Raw genomic sequence first — 24,786 nt, forward strand, 5'->3', positions numbered from 1 at the left:
TGCGGGAATAGCTCAGCGGTAGAGCATCGCCTTGCCAAGGCGAGGGTCGGGAGTTCGAATCTCCTTTCCCGCTCCAACCAAAACACCTCCCCCTATCTCGATACGTCCCATTCGTCTAGTGGTCTAGGACACTGCCCTTTCACGGCAGTAACAGGGGTTCGAACCCCCTATGGGACGCCACTTCGTTTGCTTATAATATGCCTTATCATTTAGTGCGGCGTTCGAGACATTGATTTTTCTCGATTTGCCCGCATTGTCTGCTGTCTTTGCAAGGTTTCTTTCGAATATCAAGAATTGGGTGCGCCAGATGGCAGAACCAGCACTGTCCATCCGCGGGCTGACCAAGGTCTACGGTAATGGCTTCCATGCCCTCAAGGGCATCGATCTCGACGTCGCCGAAGGCGACTTTTTTGCGCTTCTCGGTCCCAACGGGGCGGGCAAGTCCACCACGCTAGGGGTCGTATCATCCCTGGTACAGAAGACTGGTGGCAGCGTGAGCGTGTTCGGTATCGATATCGACCGCGACTTCGCCAAGGCCAAGTATCACCTCGGCGTGGTGCCGCAGGAATTCAACTTCAACCAGTTCGAGAAGGTCGAGGACATCGTCCTGACCCAGGCGGGCTATTACGGCATGCCGATGCGCGAGGCCAAGCCGCGCGCCGAACAGCTGCTGCGCGATCTCGGCCTGTGGGACAAGCGCAAGGGGAGTGCGCGCATGCTCTCCGGTGGCATGAAGCGCCGCCTGATGATCGCACGTGCCTTGATCCACCGCCCGCGCCTGTTGATTCTCGACGAGCCGACCGCCGGGGTGGATATCGAGTTGCGCCGCAGCATGTGGGAATTCATGAAGCGCATCAATCGTGAAGGCACCACCATCATCCTCACCACGCATTATCTGGAAGAAGCCGAGAGCCTGTGCCGTAACATCGCCATCATCAACCACGGCGATATCGTCCAGAATACCAGCGTGCGTGACCTGCTGGCCCAGCTCAACACCGAGACCTTCCTGCTCGATCTGGCCCGGCCGGTCGAGACCGCGCCCGAACTGGAAGGCTTCAGCGTGGAACGTGTCGACGCCACGCAATTGGCGCTGTCGGTCGAGCGAGGACAGCGGCTCAACGATGCTTTCGAGCAATTCTCTGCGCAGGGCTTCGAAATCGTCTCGATGCGCAATCGCGCCAACCGCCTGGAGGAAATGTTCGTGTCGATGGTCGAACACGCCAACGCCGAAAGCGGCCGATCCACCGACAAGGTGGAGGTGCGCTCATGAATGCCTGGCAGACCTGGATCGCGCTTTGGACCCTGGTGACCAAGGAGGTGCGCCGTTACATGCGCATCTGGCCGCAGACGCTGCTGCCGCCTTCGATCACCATGACCATGTACTTCATCATCTTCGGTAACCTGATCGGCTCGCGCATCGGGCCCATGGACGATATCCCCTACATCGATTACATCGTGCCCGGCCTGATCATGATGGCGGTGATCACCAACAGCTATTCCAACGTGGCCTCGAGTTTCTTCTCCAACAAGTTCCAGCGCAGCGTCGAGGAGATGATGGTCTCGCCGATGCCCAACTGGGTGATTCTCGCCGGTTTCGTGGTCGGCGGTGCATCGCGCGGCCTGGCCGTGGGCTTGATCGTCACCGTGGTCTCGATGTTCTTCACCGACCTCTCGATTCATCATCCCTTGGTGACCATCGGGGTGGTGATCATGACGGCATTGCTGTTTTCCATCGGCGGGTTCATCAACGCGCTGGTGGCGCACAAGTTCGACGACATCTCGATCGTGCCGATCTTCGTGCTGACGCCGCTCACCTACCTGGGCGGGGTGTTCTACTCGATCAACATGCTGCCGGACTTCTGGCAGGGCGTGTCGATGGTCAATCCCATTCTGTACATGGTCAACGCCTTCCGCTACGGCATTCTCGGGGTTTCGGACATCCCGGTCGGCGGGGCGCTAGTGGCCATCGCGGTTTTCATCGTCGTGTTCTTCGCGCTGGGGATGTGGATGCTCGACCGTGGCAAGGGGATCCGGAGCTGACATGAGCGAACGTGACGAGACCCTCGCGCATGCGCCGCTGGGGCGCGAGTCCGCGTATCCCGAGCACTACGACGCCGGCCTGCTGTTTCCCATTCCCCGACAGGCCAACCGCGCGCCGCTGGGGCTCGACGACGCCGCGCTGCCGTTCGAGGGCGAGGACGAGTGGCACGCCTTCGAACTCTCCTGGCTCGACGCGAAGGGCAAGCCGATCGTCGCCGTGGCCCGGTTCCGGCTGCCCGCCGACTCGCCCTCGCTGATCGAGTCGAAGTCCTGGAAGCTATATCTCAACAGCTTCAACCAGACGCGCTTCGACAGCCGCGAGGCGGTGATCGACACGCTCGAGCGCGACCTGGCCCAGGCGGCGGGCGCGCCGGTGGCGGTGGCCCTGTTCGGCGTCGAGGACGATGCCCTGATGCCCCGAGCGCTGCCCGGCGAGTGCCTGGACGATCTCGACGTGCGCATCGAGCACTACACGCCTACTCCCGAGCTGCTCGAAGTCGGCGAAGAGGTCGTCGAAGCAACGCTGCACTCGCACCTGCTCAAGTCCAATTGCCCGGTGACCGGCCAGCCCGACTGGGGCAGCGTGCTGATTCGGTATCGCGGCCCCCGGCTGGAGCGCGAGGCCTTGCTGAAGTACCTGATCTCCTATCGGCAGCATCAGGACTTTCACGAGCACTGCGTCGAGCACCTGTTCGTCGATCTCATGGCGCGGGCCAGGCCGGAGCGGCTGCTGGTCATGGCGCGCTACGTGAGGCGGGGCGGGCTGGATATCAGCCCCTGGCGGGGTACGCCCGGCGAGCGGCCGCCCACGCCACTCCGGCTGGCGCGTCAGTGAGCGTGCAAACTGACGCCATGCATTGAACACCGGCGGCTTCGGCCGCACATCATTACCCTATTCAGACGGCCAAGGAGATGTTCATGGATGCCATGACCTTACTGCACGAGCGCAGCTCGATGGGGAAACTGGCCGCGCCCGCCCCCGACCGCGATCAACTGGACGCGCTGTATCGTGCCGCCTTGCGTGCGCCCGATCACGATACCCTGACCCCGTGGCGGTTCATCGAGTTTTCCGGGGAAGGGCTTGACCGGCTGGGCGAGCTGTATGCCAAGGCCGAGCAGCGTCTCAATCCGCATATCGACGATGGCCACCTGGACGCCGCGCGCAAGAAGCCCAAGCGTGCGCCGATGATCATTGCGGTGATCGCCAAGGTCACGCCTGATCATCCCAAGGTGCCGCGTATCGAACAGCTGCTTTCCGCCGGCTGTGCGGCGCATGGCATCCTGCTCGCGGCGCAGGCGCAAGGTCTGGGCGCCATGTGGCGCACCGGCCACTACGCCTTCGATCCCACCGTGCGTGAAGGCCTCGGCCTCGCCGAAGACGACGAGCTGGTCGGCTTTCTGTATCTCGGCCAGATGGGTGGACGCCACAAGCCGCTGCCTGAACGCGATCCGAGCGACTTCGTCGAGCGCTGGTCGTGAACGCTACGCCACGCCGCCCGGGGGTGATGCATCCCCGCTTGCCGTTACCTGAGGCGAGCGACGGAGACGACCTCGAGGGCTTTCTCGCCTGGTTGCGTGAGGCGATCCCGCAGGTTGCGCATTACGGCATTCACTCGCCCGCCTGGGACGCGACGACGCTCCACTGGCAAGTCGCGCTGAATGCCAACCTCAATGACAAGGGCACCGGCTTCGGCGGCGCGCTCGCCGGCGAGACCACCTTGCTTGGCTGGTGCTGGACGACGCTATGGCTACGCGCCCAGGGCAGGGCGCAAGACGTGGTGATCGCCGAAGGCCAGCAGCGTTTTCTCGCCCCGGTCACCACGGACTATCACATGCAGTGTTTCCCTCTCGAAGCCGACGGCATTGCCCGCCTGGAAGCCTCGCTGGCGGAGAAAGGGCGAGGGCGCATCAAACTCGTTCAGCGCGTCTACTGCGGCGACACCCTCTGCATGGAAGCTCAAGGCAGTTACGCGGTACTCAAGTGATTCCTCGCCGAAACGGAAAATCGCTTGCAAAACAGCACTTAGCTCGATAGTATGTGCGCCGTTCTGACGGACACGGTCAACGCCATCCGACAGGACGACAATTTGCGGAGGGGTGTCCGAGTGGTCGAAGGAGCGCGCCTGGAAAGCGCGTAAGTCGAAAGGCTTCGAGGGTTCGAATCCCTCCCCCTCCGCCAGAATCTAGAAAAGCCGCTGAGATATCAGCGGCTTTTTTGTGCCTGTCTTTCGGAAGGGCCACCCCGCACTTCTTGGGTTCCTAACCTCGTCTTCACCATCCCCGTTTGGTCGCATATCCGCTCATTTAGGAATGACAGCGACCTTGGCTTTCGGTAGTGTTTCCTAAGTGTTCTGAGTAGTAGGTAGTGGTAGATGGATGCGTGGGTCTTGGCTATTTGGGAACTAGCCCAGAGGGTAAGCATCAAGCGCATGAAACGCGTCGTGGCTGCTGATCAGCGACAACCACGCTTACGAAAAAGAGATGATCAAGCCCGACGAGATGCCGGACGTGGAGATTCTGGGCCGGTGCCGGGTCAGGATTGGGCGGGTGTCATAGGGCTAATACTTTGGTCGGCTTTCTGTAGGCGCGTAGGAAATGTCTTACAGAGTCCTAAGCTATCTTTGAGTATATTTCATTGTGTAAAGGGCAAGCTGACAAGTTGGCTTGCGAGCGAGAGCTGGCCGCCCATGGTCCTGAAGGAGGCGTGGAGACCACCGGGCAATGCTGGCGTAAGGCGGGCAAAACTTTGAAGCATAAGAGGTTTTATGAGTACGCAGGTACAACTCGAAAAATTTGATAATTTGTACGATGCAGTTGCATTTCATGTTGTTTCGCCTCAAAAACTAAGAACTAAGTTTTTTAATTTTTTAGGCTTTCCTACAGTTTCGTTTCAGGAAAATCATCGGTCAGTCGCTAGAGAATATTTTGAGTCTTTAGACGATGCTGAAGCTGACAGAATCCTCAGCGCACTTGATGCCAGGCTTGAGAATTTTCTGCGTTACACAAATAAAGTCATTATGCTGGTCAGATCATCTGACGAATTAATGGCAAAGGTTTTGCAAGAATTAGACGATTTTTTCGAGAGAGATGAAAAAACATCCTTTAAAGATGAGTACCCAAACTTTCCTGAAGTTCCAGTAGATATTTCCTCTGATTATGAAGCGATTTCTAAAGATGTTGTTGGCGGGGTTACAACTTATAGCTTGGGGCGAAGCCGCCGGTATCAGCAGTCTTTTAGTCTAGATGCAGAAGATATTAAAGACGAGGTTTTTCGCGATGAAATGATGGTTACTCGCGTTAGCGCTAGCGCCCTAGTTAATGAGTGTACTGTTGATCACTTGGCGATTCGTCATAGCCAAAATGTTATTGAGATCAGGGTTGGTGGGGCTGAGCGACTGCCAGTTCACGCAAAAAATGAGTGCTTTACCCATATTATGAATTTTTTGAGAGCGGAGTGTGATATCGCTTTCGGCGATTCAGTGGTTAACTATTTTTATGCCATTAAGCCGCTTTATCATGAGAATTCTCATGGGTGCCGTGTTACAAGATTAGACTTTCTCACAAATCAAGGGGTAGGCCGTGATGAGAAAAGTGCTCGTGATATAATAGACATTAGGGGAGAGGATTATCATTTTACAGGTGCCAACTCTATCGGTCATGATTTTCAAACCTATGGTATTCGTAAATGTTGGAGCCTACCTGATGGACGCAGTGTTGATAACTGCAAAATCGATATTCGTGGAAAGCAAAGTGTTCTAAAAAAACCCTACCCTAGGATTGATCAAGTTTTTCTATTGGATGCTTATTCGGCTAGCAACTATAATTTTCTTGTTCAAAAATTATTGGATTCTCTTCCGCCGCAGCCATGAAAATAAATCGTTCGCTAGTACTTGAGCATGATTTTGATCTCGGAGCTTCTTCTGAAGCTCTTAGTGCTCTGTGCGCGTACATAGAAAAAACTCCTCATGCTCCCGAGAGTCTGCTTTTTACCAATTACAAGCTAGCCTCCATATTTTGTAACTATATACCCGAGCCGAAGTATATTGACACTCTTATTCAATCATTGGTTCGCAATCCTCCCAAGATTCTTGTGGCACACTACCAATATATTGTTGAAGATTTAGATTATAGCGAGACAGTTGATGAAGACTTGTTGGCGGAAGTTATTGGCGGCCGTTATAAAAGCTGTCTTGCGACTGGAAAGCCTGTAGATAATTTTTTGGATCATGTGTTCGTTACTTATTCTTTAGCGCCGGAAGTTCTGCATGGTTCCTGAAGATATTGCACATTACTTTGGCGCTGGGTTGTCACCCGTCACAGTTTTAAGTATTCAAGCTGAAAAAGCTACAACATATCGTGAGTTTGTGTCAGCGGTTTCGGGGGTTATGGAAATTGCCTCGGCGACTTTGCGGGGTAACTCTGAGTTCATATCTGCACGAAAGCAGAGGGAAGACTATCTCTCCTCTCAGGTGATTGCTGTGGTAAAGAGTCATGGTTTGAATGCACTCCCCGCACATCACAGAGGCAACACCGATATTTCGATTACCGACTTGCATTGCCGAGGTTTTCGTGTAATTTGTGAAGCAAAGATATTAGGCGGCGAAAATAATTACGGGAACGATCATGTTTACGGTGGTTTGGAGCAACTATGTACTAGGTACGATACTGGTGATAGATTAAATCATTATAGCTTTCTGCTGATTTATAATTATAAAAACAAGACTAGTCGTAGGTTGGGGCAGTGGTTAGATTACATGTTTTTGCATGCTAACGACGATGACTTTGAGGGTTTATCTAGGTGTAGCTACCTGGGTGTTGATGCCACGTATGGAGTCCATTCAACTCATATTCACTGTGATACGGGAGAGCAGGTTTACGTTCAGCATTTACCAGTCAGTCTGCATTATAATCCAAAATCTTAGTTCAGGATTTTTTCTTGCTGGTTAATTAGTTCGTGATTATTCATCGTGATGGTGGGTATGCGCCATACGACTCTTCTTCGAAGGTATGAGTCCTCTTACGCATTCGGCCATGGAATACCGAGTATCTGGTGTTCATACAGGTTGAACGAGACAATGGCTGAGAGGAAACGTTCCGATCTGCGTGTCATTGATGGCGGTGGAGTCTCGCCCGATATGGAAGCCCGGCCCAGACATCTCAAGCAGGAAGTGCATGTGATTCGCGAGACGATGGCTTCCAAACAGGATCTGGTCGGTGAAGTTGGCAGCTTGCACGCTGAAATGCACTTCCTGTTTTTCCTGAATTCAACCAATAAGCGCAGCACCTGCGGTATCCAGGGCGCCTGAGTATTCCCCCAGAAACACCTGTGCCGGTGTCCGATAACCGAGCCGCTTTCGGGGGCGATCATTGAGCTTATTGACGGTCTTTCTCAGCTCGGCATCCGTCACCTGTCGAAAATCGGTTCCCTTGGGATAGTACTGCCGTATCAAGCCATTCGTATTTTCATTGGTCCCGCGTTGGCCGGAGCAATAGGGATCGCAGAAATAGATCGCCGCTGACACTGCCGTGGCTACTGCCTCGTGATTGGCGAACTCCGAGCCGTTGTCCAGCGTCACGGTCTGAACAGCCCCACGCCGGGGCTTCAGCAGACGAATCATAGCTTTTTGTGTCAGGTCGGCGGTGATTTGAGGGAGTCGAGTGGCCAGCAGATAGCCACTGCGGCGCTCAACCAGCGTGACCAATCCGGACTGCTTATGTCCCTTGAGCACCGTATCGCCTTCCCAGTGGCCAATCGTGAGCCGATCATCCACCTCAGCGGCGCGGTACTCGATACCCACTCGGTTCGGAATCTTGCCGAGTCCGGCGCTCTTGGCCTGTGCACGGTGCTTACTCCGCCGCTTGGGTTGCCGGAGATATCGCCACAGCCCGCCACCACGTACCTTGTCATCCCAGATCAACGAATAGATCCACTGATGGCTCACGTAAGCACCGTTGGCCTTGGCCATAAAGCCACTGATTTGCTGAGGGCTCCATTCGTCAGCCAGTTGATCAGTCACCCAGCGCATGAGGCTGGGGAGTCGCTTTGTCATTTTCCAGGCAGTTCGCCTCCGCTGATCACTGCGCGCCTGAGCCTGGCAGGGATCGTAGCCATCAGGAGAGATGTTACGGCGCAATTCGCGACTGACGGTGCTGCTGTGGATGCCAAGCACTCTGGCGATCTGCCGCTGGCTCATACGGACACCCTGTTGGGCGTGAATCTGGTATCGTTGGGTCTGGGTCAGCTGTCGGTATCCCATGCTCTGCTTCACTTTGGTCGGTAAAGTCGAGAGGGTACCGGCGCTGGCCCTCCTTCCTCTACCTGGCGGTCCAAAGTGCTGCGGTTATTCTATGAATCCAGGTTTTCAATAGATCATGTAGAGCGTTGGCACCATCCTCACCACGGCCACGCTGGTCTTCGGCATTGTCTGCTCCGTCGGCTGAGGTATTTCCCATATGCGGCCGCTTCGCCCTCTATAGCCCTTACCCCAAGCTCTCCCAGGCCCTGCGTCTACCGCTGGAGCCCCGGGAGCTGCAGCTGCGTTGCAACGTGGCGCCGGGCACCGTGATTACTTACCTTCCCCCATTCCGTCGTATAGCGCTGGAGGTAGTCGCGGCGCAGTTGCCATACTGCATCCCGCTGTCCACTCAGGCGGATGGTGTTGCGTCCCATCTCACGGTTGAGCTTGTTGACCACGCTGGGTCCCTCTCTTGCGCACTTCGGGACGGGAGCCGCGCTCGCATGTAGAAGTTGTTGCCATCGATTAAGGCAAGCATGGGGCCATCTATATTGAATTTAATTACTGTATATCTTATTTAGTGTTGGCTAAGGGATGACGAGCGCTAGCAGGATGCGACGCGACTCGGGTTGTAAGGTAGCCAACAGGCCCGGCAACGGGCCTTCACCTTCCTTCTCTCGTTCCCTTCATGCAACGTTCTTCCGTAGTTTTCAGTGCGTGTTACGGTCTCTCATCGCCGTTGCGTGTCCTGGGTGGCTGCGCGGGCCATTCGTTCCTGGTGCCATTGCCGACGATAGCGGTTTCGATAGCGTCGATGTCCTCCCGGCTGTGCCTCAAGCCGCACTGCCAGACGATGAGCACCCTCCATCCCGCCTCGGTCAGCGCGTCTTGCTGTCGCCGGTCTCGTACGACGTTGCGTTCGAACTTTTCTTGCCAGAAGGCGATGCGTGTTTTCGGTGTGCTGGCGTAGAAGCAACCTGCGTGGCGATGCCAGTAGCAACCGTGGACGAAGATGACGAGCCGGTATTTGGGAAGCACCAAATCCGGCTTGCCGGGTAGGTCTTTACGGTGGAGGCGGAAACGGTAGCCCCTGGCGTGTAGGTAGCGGCGCACTACCATTTCCGGGCCGGTGTTTTTGCCGCCGACCGAGGCCATGATTTTGGAGCGTGTCTCGCTATCGACGTGGTCGGTCACCTTGAGCCTCTTGCGATGCCGTAGCCGGTGTCGGGGCGTTCACTCCATCCGAGCGTAGACGTTGAAATCGTCCGGCGTGATCTCGGCAGCGGGGACGAGCTTATAGTGCTTTTCCCGGACGACTTTGATTTCGCTGTGATCGACCGTCAGTTCGAACATGGCGATTCTATTGTCGTCCATGAATTGGGCCGACACGGCGCGGCAGACGAGGTCGGAGAACCGCTGCTCGCAGCAGCGTATGTCCTGTTCGGTTTGTGTGACGCCGTGCTTGTCGTTGCCGCCTTTGGCTTGGACCGGTATGACATATTGCCGACCGTTGCTATCGACACCGACGTAGATCTCGTCGATCTCGATTTGCCCGAGGTTTTTCACGGTCGTGCGCAGATGGTTCTGCAGCGAGTAGGCGGCGATGCCCAGGAACACGTCGATCAACCGGTTATAGCGGACCTTGGCTAATAGGGCCTGCTCATCTCCCAGGGCGTTGGCGCCGATGATTTCGGGCGTCGAGTCAGGGATTTTGACGGTGACGAGATCGTCTCGCGGGATGATGCGGCTAAGCTTCACCTGTTTGAAGCGGTAACGCGCTTTGCCGGCGCCCTCGATGATCCATTCCAGCTCCGGCTCGGCCGTCGCTTTGATGGCGTCGGGCAGCTCGTTCCGGTAACGAAAAGAGTAGAAGATATCGCCGATGTTCTTGGGTAGCACGATCCCGAGCTCATCCGCGATGGGATGGGCTTCGTCTCGCTCGAATTCGAACTCACGGTCGCCATTGACATAGTGGTCGTCGAAGATCCGCTGGATGATGGCTGTGTAGCGATTGGGTTTACGGCTTTTCTTTTCATCCGACATCGGCTTGATCCCTTACCACTTTCTTGGGTGTGCTGGAGCTCTTCCGCGTTCTTTGCGCGATGGTATTGTGCGGTACGCCGAAGTATCGGGCGGCGTCGCCCATGTCCATATAGAGGAACTCGGCGTCGTTGAGCTCGAGCTTCTTGCGCGGCTTTTTAGGCTTCGCGCCGAGCGCTTGCATGATCTGGCCCGCGACGGCTCTGCCGAGCAAGGGCGGCACGCTGTTGCCGATCTGTCGGAACCCGTGCCATTTCGTCGAGTGTAGGCGAAACCAGTCCGGGTAGGAGTGCAGCCGGGCCGCCTCTCTGACGGTAATGACACGCGGTAGATTGGGATGGATAGGGCGGGGCGATGTGAAAGCGCCTCGTGCGCTATCCGTGCCGGCACGCAGCGTATTGCAGAGACCTTCAGGGGCCAGTTTACGGAACCGACTGACGGGCTCGGTTTTGCCGGGAACCGTGGCCGTGAAGCGGCTCTGGGAGAGCTCGGTATGTTCCGTCCTGAGACTGGATGACAGTAGGCCCATGTCGTGGATGCGTGGATAGCTGAAATCTTGAGGATCGCGCTCGAGGCCGCGTAGGCGCCTGGCATAAGTCGCCGAGGTGGACCATTCGACATGGACGGCATCCGTCGTGCGGAGCTCTTCGAAGGTGTTGGCATTCGGTAGGTCGCCGATGGCGTCCCATACGGTTGCGCCTTCCTCCAATGGCTCCGGATACGTCGGCGTTGACAGGCCTTTGCGTGCGCCCATCAAAAACAAGCGTTGGCGCGACTGGGGGACGCCGTAATCCGCTGCGTTGAGCACTTGGTAGGGCATGGTCATGTCGTAACCGGCGTCGTCCAGCGCCTCGATCATTGCATCGAGAAACTTGCGATGCTTGCCCAGCGTCAAGCCTTTGACGTTCTCGAAGACGCAGTATTTGGGCTGGAGCTCCTTTACCAACCGGACGTAGTGGGAGGCGAGCTCGTTGCGTGGGTCGTCCAGTACGCGCTTGCCTATCAACGAGAACCCTTGGCATGGAGCGCCGCCGAACACGACATCCACTTCTTTGCCGCCGATACCGGCGCGTTGACGTATCTCGTCGCCGGTCAGGTCGGTCACGCTCGCACAAATCGCTTTCGAGTGGGGGAAATTGTACTCGTGCGTTGCGCAATGTATGGGGTCGATCTCGACGGCGGCGGCGATGTCGAAGCCGGCTTGTTCGAAGCCGAGCGACATGCCGCCTGCGCCGGCGAATAGGTCGATGCCGATGGGGCGTTTGCTGCTGTTGGTCATGTGCCTTATGACTCGTATCGGTAGTCGTGACTGGATCGGCTATGGCAAGCGGAGCGCAGTCCTCGACTTGTGACATCCGGATGCTCGTAAAGCGTTCCACTATACCGATATCCATGCGGGGCTGTCGTGCCTGACGCTGCACTTGTGCTGTGTATTTATACAGCATTAGTCTATGTATCGGAAAGACGGCAAGTGCTTATGCAATGCACAAGTCGCGTTAGCCACCTTCAAAGGCGCAGGGAGTAAGCATGCGTGTGCACTACGTGGGACCGCTCGTGGAGGGGGTCACTTCAACGGCGTATATGTCTTCGGCACGGCGTATTGGACCGACGCCGATGTGCCCTGGGCCGCCGCGTTCGGCCAACTCCATGCGCCACTCTCCTGGTTCCTCTCTGCCTTGGTGACCGGACATATCATCATGGCTGGCTACCACCGGTTGATTCGGCGTGACGACACGCACACCGGATGTTTGGGCGCTAGGAGACGTGGCCGAATACCGCTGTGGATTCTTCGGTACGCAGGCTGGGAGTGAGGCGAAGGGGCTGCTCCAAACTATCAGGGATAGTCTCTGCCGCCATGAGGAGGGCGGCAGGTTTCAATTCGACGCAAAGCCATCCCCCATCCCTTCAGGAATCCATACTTTTGCAGAGCGAGGATGGCATAGGCAGAACAGGCGGGCTCGTGGAGCGCTTCTTCCGCTCCTTGAAGGAGGAGTGCATCTGGCTTCACCGTTTCGAATCGCTGGGCCAAGCCAGGGTCGTGATCAATCGCTGGATCCGGTACTACAACGAAGAGCGGCCACATCAGTCTCTGGACTACGTGGCACCCCGAGCACACCCCGCATTAACGGCGTAGGGTGTGCAGAAACCAGGGGGTCATTACACCGTAGCCTGACCCCCAGGTGAATGCCATGCCCGAAAGCGGCATCAGCAGCAGGACCAGATACATCAGCACGTGCCCCCATATCGCCGCCTTTTGAAGTGCGCCACGATGCTCCGGCCGGTGCCTGAGCTGCGAGATGGCCCACAGCGTGCGCATGGCCATCAAGGCGAGAATGCCGACGCCGATGGTCGTGTGCCACTGCACGACAGCCTGACTGTAGACGTTTCCCTCCCGCAGGATGTTGAGAAACGAGCTGCTCAGCTGAAGGATGACTAGAATCGCGATTAGCCAGTGCAGGCATCGCGTGAGGCTGCCGTAGTGGTTGGGTGAGTTACGCAGCATGGCGTCAATCCGGTTTAAATATAATGCTTCATATTCTCATCTTTGGATGCAGATTTCCTCATTGATGTTTTCGCTATAGTGGCTCGATGGTCTTCACATGGGCTTTCACGGTACGGCCTTGGGCATCGCAGCATTCGCCCATCGTTCATCAGGCCTTCGCTCTGCATCTGGTTGTCTGCTTGCCGATTAGTAACTTATAAGTTACTATTTTTCCATGAAGATCGAGCTCCGAGAATTTCTACGTGATGACGGGTCGAGCCCTTACCAAGAGTGGTTTGAAGGGCTCGATGCCCAGGCCGCGGCGAAGGTGGCCACCTCCGAGTACCGTATGTCGATGGGCAACACATCGAACATCAAGTGGTTCGAGGGGATCGGTGAATATCGAATCGACTGGGGGCCGGGATATCGCATCTATCTGGCTCGTGATGGCGAGCAACTGATCGTTCTGTTCGGCGGAGGTACGAAAAAACGCCAGCAGGCCGATATCGACAATGCCAAGGCGCTACGCGACGAATACAAGCGGCGCAAGCGCCAGGCGAAGCAGGGAGGGAAGTGAAATGGCACTGACCCGTGATTTCAAGGCGACGATTGCCGCGCGCGTCGAACGCGATCCAACGTTTGCGAAAGCCATGTTGGATGAGGCCGTCACGCTGTTTCTCAATGGCGAGCCCGATACCGCGCGCGCGATGCTCCGCGACCTGGTCAATGCAACCGTGGGGTTCGAGGCACTGGCCAACGAGATTGGCAAGCCCAGCAAGAGCCTCCACCGCATGCTGTCACCGTCGGGCAATCCCGGCATGGACAATCTATCTGCGATCATCGGTGCGATCCGTAAGACGCTGAAGGTTAATCTTGAAGTGCATACTGTCAGCGCGGCGTGATTCTGGCGCTGTACGCGAAAAGTAGCGCACTCGGCGGGGCATTGCCCCGCCGATTTTAAATCTAGCCCCTGCCTATCCGCGCTCGTCGCTTTTTCCCCACCTCGCACCTACTGCACCCGCGTTCCAAAGCCGTTGTCATCAAGTAAATCTTCCACTTCCGTGATCAGCCAGGGTGTGGCGTCGATACTTGGTCACCAACGTTCATGCCTTGCGACATTCTGGATGCCCTGTTCTTGGCTATCCTGTTGGCAATATGTCATTGCCTGATGGCTGCGGGGAGAATCCATGCATAAGCAAGATATCAGCGCCTGGAGGCACGACCATGTCTTCGATCAGGACAGCGTCCGCTCGGGAGAGCGCCGTACGTTGATCGTCGTTCTGCTGACGCTGGTCACGATGTTCGTCGAGATATTCGCTGGCATGGTGTATGGCTCGATGGCCTTGTTGGCCGATGGTCTTCACATGGGCTCTCATGCCACGGCCTTGGGCATCGCAGCATTCGCCTATGCGTATGCTCGCCGCCATGCTGGCGATCATCGCTTTAGCTTCGGTACCGGAAAGATCAATGCGCTGGGCGGGTTTACCGGAGCAGTGCTATTGGTGGGCTTTGCGGTTTTCATGGGCATTGAAAGCATCAACCGCTTCTTCAACCCGGTCGCCATCGTGTTCGATAAAGCCATTCTGGTAGCGGGCGTCGGGTTAGTGGTGAATGGCGTTTCTGCCTGGATTCTGGGGGCGCACGGGCATAGCCATGAATCCGGTCACGGTGGGCAGGATCACCATCATGAGCATGACCATAACCGACGCTCCGCTTATTTCCATGTGCTAGCGGACGCCTTGACATCCCTGTTGGCAATTTTTGCTTTGCTGGCAGCGAAGTACCTTGGGTTGCAGTGGATGGATCCGATCATGGGCATCGTGGGGGCCATCCTGATAACCCGCTGGTCCTGGGGATTGCTTCGCGATACCAGCCAGGTATTGCTGGACCGCCAAGTGCATGAGCTCGATGAGAAAATTCGTGATGTCGTTGAAACCGGCTCGGGTGACCGGATCAGCGATCTTCATGTCTGGTCGATCGGGCCGGGCATCTATGCCGGCATTATTGCGGTGGTCTCCGATGCGCCTGCAACACCGCATGACTACCGGGATAGGGTACGACAGCGACTGCCCCAACTGGTGCATGTCACGTTCGAAGTGGAGCAGTGCGCCGGGCATCGCCATCCGCAAGCCGCATGATCAAGCAGAAGAGGCCTCATATCGAGGCCGCTATCTTTGTCTAATGTCAGCGATCCGCTTATGCTGGACGTCGGGTTGATAGCAAAATGAAGGGTCATACCCGCCGATCAATCAACAATTAAGGTCTGCACAAGGAGTCTTCTGCAATGACCGTCAAGAAACCGCTTATCGGTGCTATTTCCGCGGTGGCCCTGGCCACCAGTATTTCCGCCCTGGCCGAACCGCTCAAGATCGGTGTGCTGGTGCCGCTGACCGGCGACCTGCAAAGCTATGGCGAACCCGCGCTCAAGGCGGCGCAACTCGCCGCCAAGGAGATCAATGCCGCCGGCGGCGTGCTCGGCGAAGACGTCGCGATCAGCAGTGGCGACACCCAGACTTCACCGCAGCCCGGCGTCGCCGCGGCCCAGAAGCTGGTCAACATCGAGGGCGTCAACGCGATCATGGGCGCGCTCTCCAGTGGGGTGACCATTCCCGTGGCACAGAGCGTTGCCAAGGGCGAGCAGATACCGCAGATCAGCAGCGCCTCGACTTCACCGGTCATTACCTCGCTGGATGACGACGACTTCCTGTTTAGGACCGTGCCGTCGGATGCTTTCCAGGGCGTAGCGCTCTCCGAGGTGACTCAGGAGAAGGGCTACGACAATGTCAGCATCATCTATATCAACAACGACTACGGTAAAGGACTGGCCGAGGCTTTCACCCAGGCCTTCGAAAAGGCGGGGGGCACGGTGTCTGAGACGGTAGCCTACGAGCAAGGTCAGGCAGCCTATCGCGGCGAACTGCAGCAGGCGGCCAGCGACGATGCGGACGCGTTAGTGCTGGTCGGGTATCCGGAAAACGGCCAGACCATCCTGCGTCAGTCTCTGGAGGGCGGTTTCTTCCAGAATTTCGTGTTCACCGACGGTATGAAGGCCCCTGAACTGGTCGAGAACCTGGGCGCACAATACCTCGAAGGCTCGGTGGGTACCGTGCCGCAGGCCCGCGACGATTCACCGGGTGCTCAGCACTTCAGCAGTACCTATGAGAGCGAATATGGCTCGCTGCCGCCCAAGCCTTATCTGGATACCGCCTACGACGCCTTCTATCTGCTGTCACTGGCGGCTCAGGCGGCGGGCTCCAACGACAGCGTGGCGATTCGCGACCAACTGCGCTCGGTAGCCAATCCGCCGGGCGAGCAGGTCGGTCCGGGTGAGTTCGAGAAAGCCGCCAAGCTGCTCGAGGAAGGCAAGGAAATCGATTACGAAGGCGCGTCCGGTTCGGTCAACTTCGACGACAACGGCGACGTGCCGGGGACCTTCGGCGAGTGGACGTTCAAGGATGGCGAAGTGGTGACCAATCGAATCTTCGAACCCAAGATGTAATCGCTCGTCGGGCGGTCGGATATCGTCTGGCCGCCGCGGCGAACGTTTCAGCTCTATTGCTATTCACACAACGCCCGGCTCAGGCCGGGCGTTGTCGTGACTGTCATGACAGGGAAGCGTACAGGGGGAGCCGCTGGAGCGTTGCCGGCGCTCAGCGCTTTCTGGCGATCAGCCTGGGCGGCTTCTCGGGGAGTACCCCCTCGGGCCGAGTGACCAAGATGACTTGCAACAACACACCGATCAGCAGCACGCGCAGGGCTGCGCCCTGGGTGGCGTGCTCTGAGGGTAGCATCCCGGTGAGTAGCTCGGTTCCCGACCACACGCCCCATACCAGGACGGCGCCGAGAATCGCGCCACGATTGTTGCCGCTGCCGCCCGCGATCAGCATCACCCAGACCAGGAAGGTGCCGTATAGCGGCATGAACGCCTCGGGGCTAAGAAAGCCGAAGAAGTGGGCATAGAGCCCGCCCCCCAGGCCCATGATCGCCGAGCCCAGGACGAATGCCTGCAGCCGGAAGCCGGCGATCGACTTGCCGGCCGCCGCGGTGGCTGGCTCATTCTCGCGAATGGCGCGCAGCACGCGGCCCCAGGGCGAGGCGTAGGCGCGCTCGACCAGGAAATACACCCCGGCAACGAACAGTGCCACGATCACCAGGTAGGTGAGCGGGCTATCCAGCAGGGTGTCGGCAAACGGCCGCTCGATGCCGGCGATGCCGCGTACGCCGTTGGTCAGCCAATCCTCGTTCTTGACGAACAGGCGGACCATCTCGGCGATGCCGATCGAGGCGATGGCCAGGTAGTCGGTGCGCAGCCGCGCGGTGATCAGGCCGACGATCACCCCGAGCAGCGTCGAGGCGATGACCGCGCCGGCCAAGCCGACCAGGAACGGCATGCCGAAGCCGCCCAGATAGGCAGGGCTCGACGGCGTGGTGAGGATCGCGCTGGTATAGGCGCCAACCGCGAAGAAGCCGGCGATACCGATGTTGAACTGACCGGTGAAGCCCCACTGCATGTTGAGGCCCAGCGCGAGGACGGCGTAGACGCCGGCGAATGTCAGAAACGAGATCAGGTATGAGGCGATGCCGGAGAGTTCCATCACACAGTCCCCTTGAAGATGCCCTGCGGACGCAGGATGAGCATGCCGACCATGATCGCGAAGGCCACGGCGGGCTTGTAGGCGGCGGGAATCAGCAGCGTCGACATCTCCATCGACACGCCGATGATCATGCCGCCTGCGATGGCGCCGTAGGGCCGGCCGATGCCGCCGAGAATCGCCGCGGCGAATACTGGCAGCAGGGTGGTCCAGCCCATCACCGGATGCAGGCGCGTGTCGATACCCAGAAACACGCCGGCCGCACCTGCCAGCGCACCGCCGATCACCCAGGTGACCATGATCACGCGCTCGGCGGGAATTCCCGAGACCAGCGCCAGATCCATGTTGTCGGACATCGCGCGCATCGCCTTGCCCAGCCGGGTACGCGTCAGGAACAGGTGCACGCCGGCGACCAGGCCCAGCGAGATCAGCATGATCCATAGATGATCGGGCTTGAGTCGCATCCCGCCCAACCAGTCGAGTTGCCACGGAAACTGGATGCCCGAGGCGTACGTCTGGTTGTCAGAGCCCCAGATCAGCTGTACCAGGCTGCGCAGGATCAACGCCATGCCGAACGAGGCAATCAGCAGGATTACCGGCTGGGTACGGCGAATGCGCCGGTAAAGCACCTGGTCGATGAACACCGCGATCACCGCCATGCCGACCATCGCCGCGGGCAGCGCCCACCACGAACTCAGTCCGAAGGCCGAGATGAAGGACAGGCCGAGGTAGGCGCCCAAGGTCATGAAATCGCCATGCGCGAAGTGCGCGAAGCGCAGGATGCCGAAGATCATCGACACGCCGATCGCGCCCATGGTCAGGACGCTGCCCAATACCAGGCCGTAGATGAGAAGTTGCAGGATATCGGTCATGGTTCAGCCCCCCAGGAACATTTCGGCGACTTCCGGGTTGGCCAACAGATTGGGGCCGGTGTCTTCGTAGCGGTTGCTACCGGTGGCCAGCACGTAACCCCGGTTGGCGATGGACAGTGCCTGCTTGGCATTCTGCTCGACCATCAGCACGCCGATGCCCTGGGCATTTATTTCCTGAATGCGCTCGAAGGTTTCATCGATCAGCAGCGGCGAGAGGCCGGCGGTGGGTTCGTCGAGCATCAACAACTGCGGGTCGATCATCAGCGCACGGCCCATGGCGACCATCTGGCGCTCGCCGCCGGACATCAGTCCGGCCTGCTGGCGGCGCCGCTCGGCAAGCTTGGGAAACAGCGTGTAGACCTTGTCGAGACGCCGCGCTAGGTCGCCCTTCATCAGGTAGGCCCCCATCTCGAGATTCTCGCCCACCGTCAGCGACGGAAAGACGTTCTTCTCTTGGGGCACATAGGCGATGCCGCGGCGGACCATCTGTTCGGGCTTGGCGTTGGTGATTGTCTCGCCGCGGTAGCGGACCTCGCCTTCGCGGATGTGCAGCAGGCCGAATATCGCCTTCATGGCAGTGGACTTGCCAGCGCCGTTGGGGCCGACGACGACCACGATCTCATCACTTTCCACGCGCAGGTTGGTGCCCTGAAGGATGTCGGCGCCGCCATAGCCGCCATAGAGGCCCTTGGCTTCGAGCAGGCTACTCATGAGGGCTCTCCTTCATCCGTCGAGGGCTGGCGGGCCGTTTCGCCCATCCGGCCGCTGGCGCCACCGCCCAAGTAGGCCTCGCGGACCTCCTCGTTCTGGCGCAGCGCCTCCATTGAGCCGGAAGCGATGAGCTCGCCATCGGCCATCACATGGACCGGCTCGCAGAGTGCCGAGATCAGGTCCATGTCGTGCTCGATGACGCAGAAGGTGTAGCCGCGTTCGCGGTTGAGGCGCAGGATCGCTTCGCGGATCTTGCCGAGCAGGGTGCGGTTGACGCCGGCGCCGGGTTCATCGAGCAGTACCATCTTGGCGTCGGTCATCATCGTGCGGCCCAGATCGAGCAGCTTCTTTTGCCCACCCGAGAGGTTGCCGGCCAGTTCGTCGGCGACGTGGGTGATCTCCAGAAACTTGAGCACGTCGTCGACGCGGTCCAGCACCTCGCTGTCCTGCTGCTTGACCTTGTCCCAACGCAGCCAGGTCTTGAACAGGTTCTCGCCGCTTTGCCCCGGCGGCACCACCATCAGGTTCTCGCGCACCGTCATGCGCGAGAATTCATGCGGAATCTGGAAGGTGCGCACCAGGCCACGGTGGAAGAGTTTGTGGGGCGGCAGGCCGGTGATGTCGTGGCCGTCGAGCAGCACGCGGCCGCTGGAAGGGGGGAAGAGTCCGGCGACGATATTGAACAGCGAGCTCTTTCCGGCCCCGTTGGGCCCGATCAAGCCGGTGATGCTGCCCTGCGCTACCTCGAAGGAAACGCCCCGTACCGCCTGCAAGCCGCCGAACGCCTTGGAGACGTTGTCGATTCGAATCAAGGAAGAATGCCTCGTAAGCGTTTTGTTGTGGTTGTGTGCGCGCGGACATTAGCGGGAGATGGTCGTGTCTCACCCGCCTTGACCGGCAACGCTTTTCACGGATCGAATAGTGCGACGCACGAGGGCGTCGATCAAATCATCACGCAATGACGTTTGTCACGCAGTGATACAATCGAGTCTATCAGGCCCTCGATGGCGGCGTCATGCCTGCATGGCGACTTTGGGAATGACGATTGAATCGAGAGTAATCGGTTAGACGGATGACGCCTGTACCCAGTGAAAAGGACTGACTGTCCGGAGCGGGGTGAGGGAGAATAATATCAGTTTTTATTTTATGCGTTCCACATTAACTATAACGGGGCGGGGTTTTCAGAAGCCCGGGCATGATTCAGTTGTTTCTTGAATATCCTAGCCAAAGCAACTGATGGTTCACTTAATACCTCGCCTTTGAGGGTTGCGATACCTATGTCTCTTCAAAGTTCAGTCAACGACATAGAGGCTTCTCTTTGATCACCGATGCTCGGTCGAAGTGTGAATGACGCGTAAAGGAGAAAGTTCATGAAAGTCGCCATCGTGGGAGCTGGCGCGGTCGGCTGCTACTACGGCGCCATGCTGGCGCTGGCTGGACACCAGGTCGTGCTGGTGGGGCGTGCCGCCTTCGTCGAGGCGGTGTCCCGCAACGGCCTGATCCTGGAGAAGCACGGCGAGCGCCGGGTCGCCTCGGTGGAGGCCAGCAGTGACCCGGCGGCGATCGCCGGGGCCGAGCTGGCGATGGTCTGCGTGAAGTCCGGCGACACCCAGCGCGCCGGGCGGGAGATGGCGCCGCATCTGAGCCCGTCATGCATCGTGCTCAGCCTGCAGAACGGGGTCTCCAATGCCGGAACGCTGGAGGCCCTTCTCGGCCGGCGGGTGATGCCGGTGGTGGTCTACGTGGCCAGCCGTATGCACGGGGCGGGCGTGGTACGCCACGAAGGGCGCGGGGAGCTGGCGGTGTCCGGAGAGCGGGCGGACGAGGTGGCGAGCGTTCTCAACGCGGCCGGCGTCGAGACCCAGGTCAGCGAAGACGCCATGGCATCTCTGTGGGCCAAGCTGGTGGTGAACTGCGCCATCAATCCGCTCTCGGCGATCACCCGCCTGCCCTACGGCAAGATGGTAGGGCAGGACGGCGTACCGCAGCTGATGGAAGAGATCGCCGGCGAGGCGATCGCCGTCGCCCAGGCGGAGGGCGTCGCCGTGCCGGCCGGGGTGTTCGAGACCCTTCGCGCCATTTCCATATCGATGGCCGAGCAATACTCGTCGACGGCCCAGGACCTGATGAACGGCAAGCCCACGGAGATCGATTTCCTCAATGGGGAGATCGTCGCGCGCGCCGCCCGACATGATATCGCCGTCCCCCTCAACCGCACCCTGACGCTGCTGGTCAAGAGTGCGGAGCGGTTCGGTGCCAACGACCTGACAGTAAACGTGGAACGATGAAGCTACAGCATATTGCTGCCTCTAGAACGCTTCCCAGTCATCGCCCTCGCTGGGTACCGGCGACTTGGCTTTTTCGCTGCGTACCGGAGCCGAGTATTCCGCCGGCTGCGAAGCAGGTGGACGAGAAGTCGCCGATCCCTCGTCCTCGCCGAGGACAAAGCCGTTGATCAACTGGCTCAGACGCTGAGAGTGTTCGCGCATGGCCTCGGCACTGGCGGCGGTATGCTGGACCATGGCGGCATTCTGCTGGGTCATGGTGTCCATTTCCGTCACCGCCACATTGACTTGGCTGATGCCACTGCTTTGCTCGCGCGCGCCCGCGCTGATCTCGCCGATCACATCGGTGACGCGGGCGACGCTGGTGACGATCTCTTGCATGGTCTCGCCCGCATTGCGTACCAGTTCGGTGCCCGAGCGGGTGTATGTCATGGAGGTGTCGATCAACTCGCGTATCTCCCGAGATGCCTCGCTGGAGCGACTGGCGAGCGTGCGTACTTCCTCGGCGACCACGGCGAAGCCGCGACCGTGCTCGCCGGCGCGGGCCGCTTCCACTGAGGCGTTGAGTGCCAGGATATTGGTCTGGAAGGCGATAGAGTCGATCATGGTGATGATCTCGCCGATCTTGGTCGCCGAGGCGTTGATGTCGTTCATGGTGCGCTCGACCTGGCTCATCGAGGTTTCGCCGCGGCGCGCCACGTCGGCCGTGGACTGGGCCAGTTGATTGGCCTGCTGGGCCGATTCGGCGCTATGCGTGACGGTGGAGGTGATCTCTTCCATCGAGGCCGAGGTTTCTTGCAGGTTGGCAGCAGCTTGGTCGGTGCGTGTTGCCAATTCTTCGCTACTGTGGGCAATCTCGTCAGAGGAGTGAGAAACCTTGGCGGTGCTGCTACGCACCTCGCGCAGGGTCTCTTGCATGCGTGCCACGAAGGCATTGAATTGGGTCGCCAGTTCGCCGACCTCGTCGCGACTTTCAATCTCGAGTCGCCGGGTCAGGTCACCCTTGCCTTGGGCGATGTCCTGCATGGCATGGGCGGTGCGACGGATGGGCTGGATGGTGCGTCGGGTTAGCCAGTAGGCGATGAGGGCGACGATGACGAAGATGGCTGCGCCGATCAGTACGGTAGCGATCAGTACTCTGCGCAGTTCGGCCGCTTGGGTAGCCTCGACATCGGCCATGGCCGCGTCGATGCCGGTGACATAAGTGCCGGCGCCCAGCATCCAGTTCCACTTGTCGATCCCGGTGGCATAGGAATACTTGGTTTCGATCTCGCCGCTGTCCGGATGCGGCCAAGCGTACTGGTAATGACCGCCACCCTGCTTGGCGAGCTCGATCATGTCGCGAATCAGCAGGTTGCCATGCTTGTCCTGGGTCTCGATGGCGTTCTTGCCGATGCTCTCCGGCTTCAACGGCTGTACCAGCGTGGTCCCCTGGTAGTCGTAGACGAAGACGTAGTTACTGCCATCGAAGCGCATGCTGCTGAGGATCTCCTTGGCGCGGGCCTTGGCGTCGGCATCATCGGGACCGGCTTCGGCGACGATCGGCGCAATGGCAGACTTGGCGGTCTCGATAACGTTCTGCACGGCGGCTTTACGCGATTCGACCAACATGTCGCGTTGCTCGGCCAGGGCAGTGCGTGATGCCTGGACAAGATCGTAGGCGACCACCCCGATCAGAGTCATAGTCGTCAGCAACAGTGGAACGAGTACCAGCAGCAGGACCTTGCCCTGCAGGCTTAGCGAACTACCGCGGTGCGACCCGTGCGTTGTCGTGGCCATCCAGACGACCTCCTGTGCTCAGCGTGAATGCGTCATGTCATTGTCATATCGGCATATCAGAGAGCGTCTGGATGCGACTTTGGTTAACCCTGCGTCCGCTTTTTCGCGTTAGGTGCGTCTCGAGGCCAAGAGCTTGATGACAACGGCCTGCAGGACCAGGCCGATAGCCAGCAAGATATAGGGAGACGCAATGACGATCGTCCCCAGATAGAGCAGGGCGCTTACGGACGCCGGAACGAGCGCATAGGGGATTTGGGTTTTGACGTGTGCGACGTGGTCGGAGCCGGAGAAGATGGAGGCCATGACTGTCGTGTCCGAGATGGGGGAGCAGTGATCGCCAAAAATCGAACCGGAGAAGATGGCGCCGATTGCCATGCTCACGAGCGTCATGTCGCCGATGTTGTATGCCAGGGGGACCCCGATCGGCGTCAGGATCGCCATGGCGCCCCAGGAACTGCCGGTGGAGAAAGATATCACCATGGCAATGGCGAAGATGAGGATCGGCAGTAGCGTCGGCGATAGCCAGCTCTCCGTCGCTGCGATGACATGATCGCCGGTCTCGAGCGCGCCGGTAACGGTGCCGATCGACCAGGCCAACACCATGATGACCAGCGCCGGTAGCATGGTCTTGAAGCCAGCCAGCAGCGTGTTTTCACAGGCTTCCAACGATTGGCGCTGGAGTAATGCCATGACGATGCCTGCTACGACCATCGCGAAGGCTGCCCAACTGAGCGAGACACTGACCTTGGTGTCCGCAATCGCTTCCATGAGCGGTTTGCCTTCACTGCCACCCCCTGTGTACCAAAGCGCCCAGCAAGCGACGCCAACGAGAACAACGAGTGGGATCAAGAAGTTCCAGACGCGACCTCTACCCTCGGGAACCTCTCCCAAGTCTCCTTCGACGCTGGAAAGCGGGTTATCGCCGGGAGCAACGAGTTCGCCAGTTTCTTGTGCGCGACCCTCGGCGCGTTTCATGGGGCCGAAGTCGCCCATGACGATGATCATGGGCACCGAGGCAAGGCACAGCAGGGCATAGAAATTCCAGGGTATCGATTGCAGAAAGGCCCAGTAGGGTTGTTCGCCGGTCAAGCTGAGCACGGCGAACGCGCCGGCGATGAGCGAGACCTGATAACCGATCCAGTCAGAGACGGGGCCTAGAGTCGCCATCGGCGCGGATGTCGCGTCGATGGTCCAGGCCAGCTTTTCCCGCGAGACGTTGTGCCTGGCCGTCAGGTCTCGCGAAGCATTCCCCGCGATGACGGAATTGACGTAGTCATTGAAGAAGATGACGACGCCGAGCATCCATGTCAGGAGCAAGGAACCTCTCGAGGAAGAGACCTTGCGCGACAGCCACTTGGCCAAGGCCTGAGAGCCACCGGTGGTATGCATGAAGGCAGCACCGGCGCCGAGCAAGGAGACCAGCACCAGAAAGCGTGCATTCCATTCATCGGTCATCACCTCCGCGAACCAGTCGAAAGTCTGTGCGACAGCTGCGAGAGGATTGCCAGCGATGATCCAGGCACCCAGGAAAATGCTCAGGAAAAGTGAAATATTGACTCGCCGCGTAAGCAGCGCCAGCACGACGGCGGCGATAGGGGGCGCGAGCGATATGAGAGCATCCATGCGACTACTCCTTTGTTGTTGGCCGGTGCCTGATCGAACCGGGTTGGCCAGTAGGCCGACGCCCAGTCCATGTTCCTTTTTTTATCCCTTCCCGTTCTAGCAGTACTCTCGGAGCGCCGTCGATCA

The 24,786-nt window shown here is 58.7% G+C and carries 29 protein-coding genes and 3 tRNA genes; 19 read left to right on the forward strand and 13 right to left on the reverse strand.

Annotated features, from left to right (window positions below; all coding sequences use genetic code 11):
* Position 1 precedes the first annotated feature (1 nt).
* The 12 genes from LUN51_RS16745 to LUN51_RS16800 all read left to right on the forward strand — a co-directional run bounded on the left by LUN51_RS16745 (position 2) and on the right by LUN51_RS16800 (position 7,346).
* A tRNA-Gly gene (locus LUN51_RS16745) sits at positions 2–76 on the forward strand.
* 28 nt (positions 77–104) lie between these two features.
* Positions 105–180 (forward strand) — tRNA-Glu (locus tag LUN51_RS16750).
* A 127-nt stretch (positions 181–307) separates the two neighbouring features.
* Positions 308–1,270 (forward strand): ABC transporter ATP-binding protein, encoded by a 963-nt coding sequence (locus LUN51_RS16755; protein WP_075370525.1) that lies wholly within the window; start codon positions 308–310, stop codon positions 1,268–1,270.
* The gene (locus LUN51_RS16760; RefSeq protein WP_277812143.1) at positions 1,267–2,040 is read left to right on the forward strand and encodes an ABC transporter permease; all 774 of its coding nucleotides are present in this window, start codon (positions 1,267–1,269) and stop codon (positions 2,038–2,040) included. The genes LUN51_RS16755 and LUN51_RS16760 overlap by 4 nt, the downstream gene beginning before the upstream one ends.
* A 1-nt stretch (position 2,041) precedes the next feature.
* Complete coding sequence (gene queF, locus LUN51_RS16765) at positions 2,042–2,875, forward strand: NADPH-dependent 7-cyano-7-deazaguanine reductase QueF (protein WP_277812144.1); 834 nt, start codon at positions 2,042–2,044, stop codon at positions 2,873–2,875.
* An 83-nt stretch (positions 2,876–2,958) separates the two neighbouring features.
* On the forward strand, positions 2,959–3,519 hold the full coding sequence (locus tag LUN51_RS16770) for a nitroreductase family protein (RefSeq protein ID WP_179000039.1): 561 nt from the start codon (positions 2,959–2,961) through the stop codon (positions 3,517–3,519).
* Positions 3,520–3,545: 26 nt separating this feature from the next.
* Positions 3,546–4,025, forward strand: a complete 480-nt coding sequence (locus LUN51_RS16775) for a YiiD C-terminal domain-containing protein (protein WP_277812172.1) — start codon at positions 3,546–3,548, stop codon at positions 4,023–4,025.
* Between the two features lie 106 nt (positions 4,026–4,131).
* Positions 4,132–4,219, forward strand: a tRNA-Ser gene (locus LUN51_RS16780).
* Between the two features lie 586 nt (positions 4,220–4,805).
* Positions 4,806–5,909, forward strand: a complete 1,104-nt coding sequence (locus tag LUN51_RS16785) for a hypothetical protein (RefSeq protein WP_277812145.1) — start codon at positions 4,806–4,808, stop codon at positions 5,907–5,909.
* Positions 5,906–6,316 carry a hypothetical protein gene (locus tag LUN51_RS16790; RefSeq protein ID WP_277812146.1) on the forward strand — a complete coding sequence of 137 codons (411 nt, stop codon included), beginning with the start codon at positions 5,906–5,908 and terminating at the stop codon, positions 6,314–6,316. The genes LUN51_RS16785 and LUN51_RS16790 overlap by 4 nt, the downstream gene beginning before the upstream one ends.
* Positions 6,306–6,962 (forward strand): hypothetical protein, encoded by a 657-nt coding sequence (locus LUN51_RS16795; protein WP_277812147.1) that lies wholly within the window; start codon positions 6,306–6,308, stop codon positions 6,960–6,962. Before LUN51_RS16790 ends, LUN51_RS16795 begins: the two co-directional genes overlap by 11 nt.
* Positions 6,963–7,115: 153 nt before the next feature.
* Positions 7,116–7,346, forward strand: coding sequence for a hypothetical protein (locus tag LUN51_RS16800; RefSeq protein ID WP_277812148.1), 231 nt, complete (start codon positions 7,116–7,118; stop codon positions 7,344–7,346).
* Here LUN51_RS16800 and LUN51_RS16805 read toward each other — a convergent pair.
* The 5 genes from LUN51_RS16805 to LUN51_RS16820 all read right to left on the reverse strand — a co-directional run bounded on the left by LUN51_RS16805 (position 7,305) and on the right by LUN51_RS16820 (position 11,595).
* Complete coding sequence (locus LUN51_RS16805; protein ID WP_277812149.1) at positions 7,305–8,297, reverse strand: IS30 family transposase; 993 nt, start codon at positions 8,295–8,297, stop codon at positions 7,305–7,307. The two genes, LUN51_RS16800 and LUN51_RS16805, sit on opposite strands and share 42 nt — an antisense overlap.
* Positions 8,298–8,548: 251 nt before the next feature.
* Entirely contained in the window at positions 8,549–8,734 is a 186-nt protein-coding gene (locus LUN51_RS17480; RefSeq protein ID WP_431355590.1) for a DUF4113 domain-containing protein, read from the reverse strand.
* A gap of 262 nt (positions 8,735–8,996) precedes the next feature.
* The gene (locus tag LUN51_RS16810; RefSeq protein WP_277812150.1) at positions 8,997–9,470 is read right to left on the reverse strand and encodes a very short patch repair endonuclease; all 474 of its coding nucleotides are present in this window, start codon (positions 9,468–9,470) and stop codon (positions 8,997–8,999) included.
* A 39-nt stretch (positions 9,471–9,509) separates the two neighbouring features.
* Positions 9,510–10,319 (reverse strand): hypothetical protein, encoded by an 810-nt coding sequence (locus tag LUN51_RS16815; RefSeq protein WP_277812151.1) that lies wholly within the window; start codon positions 10,317–10,319, stop codon positions 9,510–9,512.
* Positions 10,309–11,595: a DNA cytosine methyltransferase gene (locus LUN51_RS16820; protein WP_277812152.1), complete on the reverse strand. Its 1,287-nt coding sequence runs from the start codon at positions 11,593–11,595 to the stop codon at positions 10,309–10,311. The genes LUN51_RS16815 and LUN51_RS16820 overlap by 11 nt, the downstream gene beginning before the upstream one ends.
* 172 nt (positions 11,596–11,767) lie before the next feature.
* On the opposite strand from LUN51_RS16820, the gene LUN51_RS17485 reads away from it, so the two are divergent.
* A complete protein-coding gene (locus tag LUN51_RS17485; RefSeq protein WP_431355591.1) occupies positions 11,768–12,127 on the forward strand; it encodes a cytochrome b/b6 domain-containing protein in 360 nt (119 codons plus the stop codon).
* 23 nt (positions 12,128–12,150) lie between these two features.
* Here LUN51_RS17485 and yidD read toward each other — a convergent pair whose 3' ends face one another.
* A complete protein-coding gene (gene yidD / locus LUN51_RS16825; protein ID WP_431355592.1) occupies positions 12,151–12,324 on the reverse strand; it encodes a membrane protein insertion efficiency factor YidD in 174 nt (57 codons plus the stop codon).
* Here yidD and LUN51_RS17490 point away from each other — a divergent pair.
* Positions 12,277–12,450, forward strand: coding sequence for an integrase core domain-containing protein (locus LUN51_RS17490; protein WP_431355593.1), 174 nt, complete (start codon positions 12,277–12,279; stop codon positions 12,448–12,450). The genes yidD and LUN51_RS17490 overlap by 48 nt on opposite strands.
* On the opposite strand, the gene LUN51_RS16830 is transcribed toward LUN51_RS17490, so the two are convergent.
* A complete protein-coding gene (locus tag LUN51_RS16830; protein ID WP_277812154.1) occupies positions 12,439–12,819 on the reverse strand; it encodes a cytochrome b in 381 nt (126 codons plus the stop codon). The two genes, LUN51_RS17490 and LUN51_RS16830, sit on opposite strands and share 12 nt — an antisense overlap.
* 214 nt (positions 12,820–13,033) lie before the next feature.
* Between LUN51_RS16830 and LUN51_RS16835 the strand changes: the two genes are divergently transcribed.
* The 4 genes from LUN51_RS16835 (at position 13,034) to LUN51_RS16850 (ending at position 16,297) form a co-directional block, all read left to right on the forward strand.
* Positions 13,034–13,375 carry a type II toxin-antitoxin system RelE/ParE family toxin gene (locus tag LUN51_RS16835; protein WP_277812155.1) on the forward strand — a complete coding sequence of 114 codons (342 nt, stop codon included), beginning with the start codon at positions 13,034–13,036 and terminating at the stop codon, positions 13,373–13,375.
* 1 nt (position 13,376) lies between these two features.
* Positions 13,377–13,700, forward strand: a complete 324-nt coding sequence (locus LUN51_RS16840; RefSeq protein ID WP_075368950.1) for a DNA-binding protein — start codon at positions 13,377–13,379, stop codon at positions 13,698–13,700.
* A 285-nt stretch (positions 13,701–13,985) separates the two neighbouring features.
* Positions 13,986–14,936: a CDF family Co(II)/Ni(II) efflux transporter DmeF gene (gene dmeF / locus LUN51_RS16845; RefSeq protein ID WP_277812156.1), complete on the forward strand. Its 951-nt coding sequence runs from the start codon at positions 13,986–13,988 to the stop codon at positions 14,934–14,936.
* A gap of 146 nt (positions 14,937–15,082) precedes the next feature.
* The gene (locus LUN51_RS16850; protein ID WP_277812157.1) at positions 15,083–16,297 is read left to right on the forward strand and encodes an ABC transporter substrate-binding protein; all 1,215 of its coding nucleotides are present in this window, start codon (positions 15,083–15,085) and stop codon (positions 16,295–16,297) included.
* A 151-nt stretch (positions 16,298–16,448) separates the two neighbouring features.
* On the opposite strand, the gene LUN51_RS16855 is transcribed toward LUN51_RS16850, so the two are convergent.
* The 4 genes from LUN51_RS16855 to LUN51_RS16870 are packed head-to-tail and all read right to left on the reverse strand — an operon-like array spanning position 16,449 to position 19,785.
* Entirely contained in the window at positions 16,449–17,393 is a 945-nt protein-coding gene (locus LUN51_RS16855) for a branched-chain amino acid ABC transporter permease (protein ID WP_277812158.1), read from the reverse strand.
* Positions 17,393–18,262, reverse strand: coding sequence for a branched-chain amino acid ABC transporter permease (locus LUN51_RS16860; protein ID WP_097024204.1), 870 nt, complete (start codon positions 18,260–18,262; stop codon positions 17,393–17,395). Before LUN51_RS16860 ends, LUN51_RS16855 begins: the two co-directional genes overlap by 1 nt.
* 3 nt (positions 18,263–18,265) lie before the next feature.
* Complete coding sequence (locus LUN51_RS16865) at positions 18,266–18,973, reverse strand: ABC transporter ATP-binding protein (RefSeq protein WP_097024203.1); 708 nt, start codon at positions 18,971–18,973, stop codon at positions 18,266–18,268.
* A complete protein-coding gene (locus LUN51_RS16870) occupies positions 18,970–19,785 on the reverse strand; it encodes an ABC transporter ATP-binding protein (RefSeq protein ID WP_277812159.1) in 816 nt (271 codons plus the stop codon). The genes LUN51_RS16865 and LUN51_RS16870 overlap by 4 nt, the downstream gene beginning before the upstream one ends.
* A gap of 558 nt (positions 19,786–20,343) precedes the next feature.
* Between LUN51_RS16870 and LUN51_RS16875 the strand changes: the two genes are divergently transcribed.
* Entirely contained in the window at positions 20,344–21,261 is a 918-nt protein-coding gene (locus LUN51_RS16875; RefSeq protein WP_277812160.1) for a ketopantoate reductase family protein, read from the forward strand.
* Positions 21,262–21,282: 21 nt separating this feature from the next.
* Here the strand turns inward: LUN51_RS16875 and LUN51_RS16880 are convergent, their stop codons facing one another.
* Both LUN51_RS16880 and LUN51_RS16885 read right to left on the reverse strand, forming a co-directional pair.
* Positions 21,283–23,037 (reverse strand): methyl-accepting chemotaxis protein, encoded by a 1,755-nt coding sequence (locus LUN51_RS16880; RefSeq protein ID WP_277812161.1) that lies wholly within the window; start codon positions 23,035–23,037, stop codon positions 21,283–21,285.
* 108 nt (positions 23,038–23,145) lie between these two features.
* Positions 23,146–24,660, reverse strand: a complete 1,515-nt coding sequence (locus LUN51_RS16885; RefSeq protein WP_277812162.1) for a Na+/H+ antiporter NhaC family protein — start codon at positions 24,658–24,660, stop codon at positions 23,146–23,148.
* Positions 24,661–24,786: the final 126 nt, after the last annotated feature.

Origin of the sequence: Chromohalobacter canadensis (genome assembly GCF_029544075.1) — a bacterium.
In the GTDB taxonomy this organism is placed as follows: Bacteria; Pseudomonadota; Gammaproteobacteria; order Pseudomonadales; family Halomonadaceae; genus Chromohalobacter; species Chromohalobacter canadensis_A.

Coding starts and splice junctions, on each gene's coding strand:
- LUN51_RS16795 (WP_277812147.1), top strand. CDS start 6,306: ATGGTTCCTGAAGATATTGCACATTACTTTGGCGCTGGGTTGTCACCC.
- LUN51_RS16755 (WP_075370525.1), top strand. CDS start 308: ATGGCAGAACCAGCACTGTCCATCCGCGGGCTGACCAAGGTCTACGGT.
- LUN51_RS16875 (WP_277812160.1), top strand. CDS start 20,344: ATGAAAGTCGCCATCGTGGGAGCTGGCGCGGTCGGCTGCTACTACGGC.
- LUN51_RS16760 (WP_277812143.1), top strand. CDS start 1,267: ATGAATGCCTGGCAGACCTGGATCGCGCTTTGGACCCTGGTGACCAAG.
- LUN51_RS16830 (WP_277812154.1), bottom strand. CDS start 12,819: ATGCTGCGTAACTCACCCAACCACTACGGCAGCCTCACGCGATGCCTG.
- LUN51_RS16880 (WP_277812161.1), bottom strand. CDS start 23,037: ATGGCCACGACAACGCACGGGTCGCACCGCGGTAGTTCGCTAAGCCTG.
- LUN51_RS16775 (WP_277812172.1), top strand. CDS start 3,546: ATGCATCCCCGCTTGCCGTTACCTGAGGCGAGCGACGGAGACGACCTC.
- LUN51_RS16835 (WP_277812155.1), top strand. CDS start 13,034: ATGAAGATCGAGCTCCGAGAATTTCTACGTGATGACGGGTCGAGCCCT.
- LUN51_RS16805 (WP_277812149.1), bottom strand. CDS start 8,297: ATGGGATACCGACAGCTGACCCAGACCCAACGATACCAGATTCACGCC.
- dmeF (WP_277812156.1), top strand. CDS start 13,986: ATGCATAAGCAAGATATCAGCGCCTGGAGGCACGACCATGTCTTCGAT.
- queF (WP_277812144.1), top strand. CDS start 2,042: ATGAGCGAACGTGACGAGACCCTCGCGCATGCGCCGCTGGGGCGCGAG.
- LUN51_RS16885 (WP_277812162.1), bottom strand. CDS start 24,660: ATGGATGCTCTCATATCGCTCGCGCCCCCTATCGCCGCCGTCGTGCTG.
- LUN51_RS16785 (WP_277812145.1), top strand. CDS start 4,806: ATGAGTACGCAGGTACAACTCGAAAAATTTGATAATTTGTACGATGCA.
- LUN51_RS16800 (WP_277812148.1), top strand. CDS start 7,116: ATGGCTGAGAGGAAACGTTCCGATCTGCGTGTCATTGATGGCGGTGGA.
- LUN51_RS16790 (WP_277812146.1), top strand. CDS start 5,906: ATGAAAATAAATCGTTCGCTAGTACTTGAGCATGATTTTGATCTCGGA.
- LUN51_RS16850 (WP_277812157.1), top strand. CDS start 15,083: ATGACCGTCAAGAAACCGCTTATCGGTGCTATTTCCGCGGTGGCCCTG.
- LUN51_RS16865 (WP_097024203.1), bottom strand. CDS start 18,973: ATGAGTAGCCTGCTCGAAGCCAAGGGCCTCTATGGCGGCTATGGCGGC.
- LUN51_RS16855 (WP_277812158.1), bottom strand. CDS start 17,393: ATGGAACTCTCCGGCATCGCCTCATACCTGATCTCGTTTCTGACATTC.
- LUN51_RS17485 (WP_431355591.1), top strand. CDS start 11,768: ATGTATCGGAAAGACGGCAAGTGCTTATGCAATGCACAAGTCGCGTTA.
- LUN51_RS16860 (WP_097024204.1), bottom strand. CDS start 18,262: ATGACCGATATCCTGCAACTTCTCATCTACGGCCTGGTATTGGGCAGC.
- LUN51_RS16820 (WP_277812152.1), bottom strand. CDS start 11,595: ATGACCAACAGCAGCAAACGCCCCATCGGCATCGACCTATTCGCCGGC.
- LUN51_RS16840 (WP_075368950.1), top strand. CDS start 13,377: ATGGCACTGACCCGTGATTTCAAGGCGACGATTGCCGCGCGCGTCGAA.
- LUN51_RS16770 (WP_179000039.1), top strand. CDS start 2,959: ATGGATGCCATGACCTTACTGCACGAGCGCAGCTCGATGGGGAAACTG.
- LUN51_RS16815 (WP_277812151.1), bottom strand. CDS start 10,319: ATGTCGGATGAAAAGAAAAGCCGTAAACCCAATCGCTACACAGCCATC.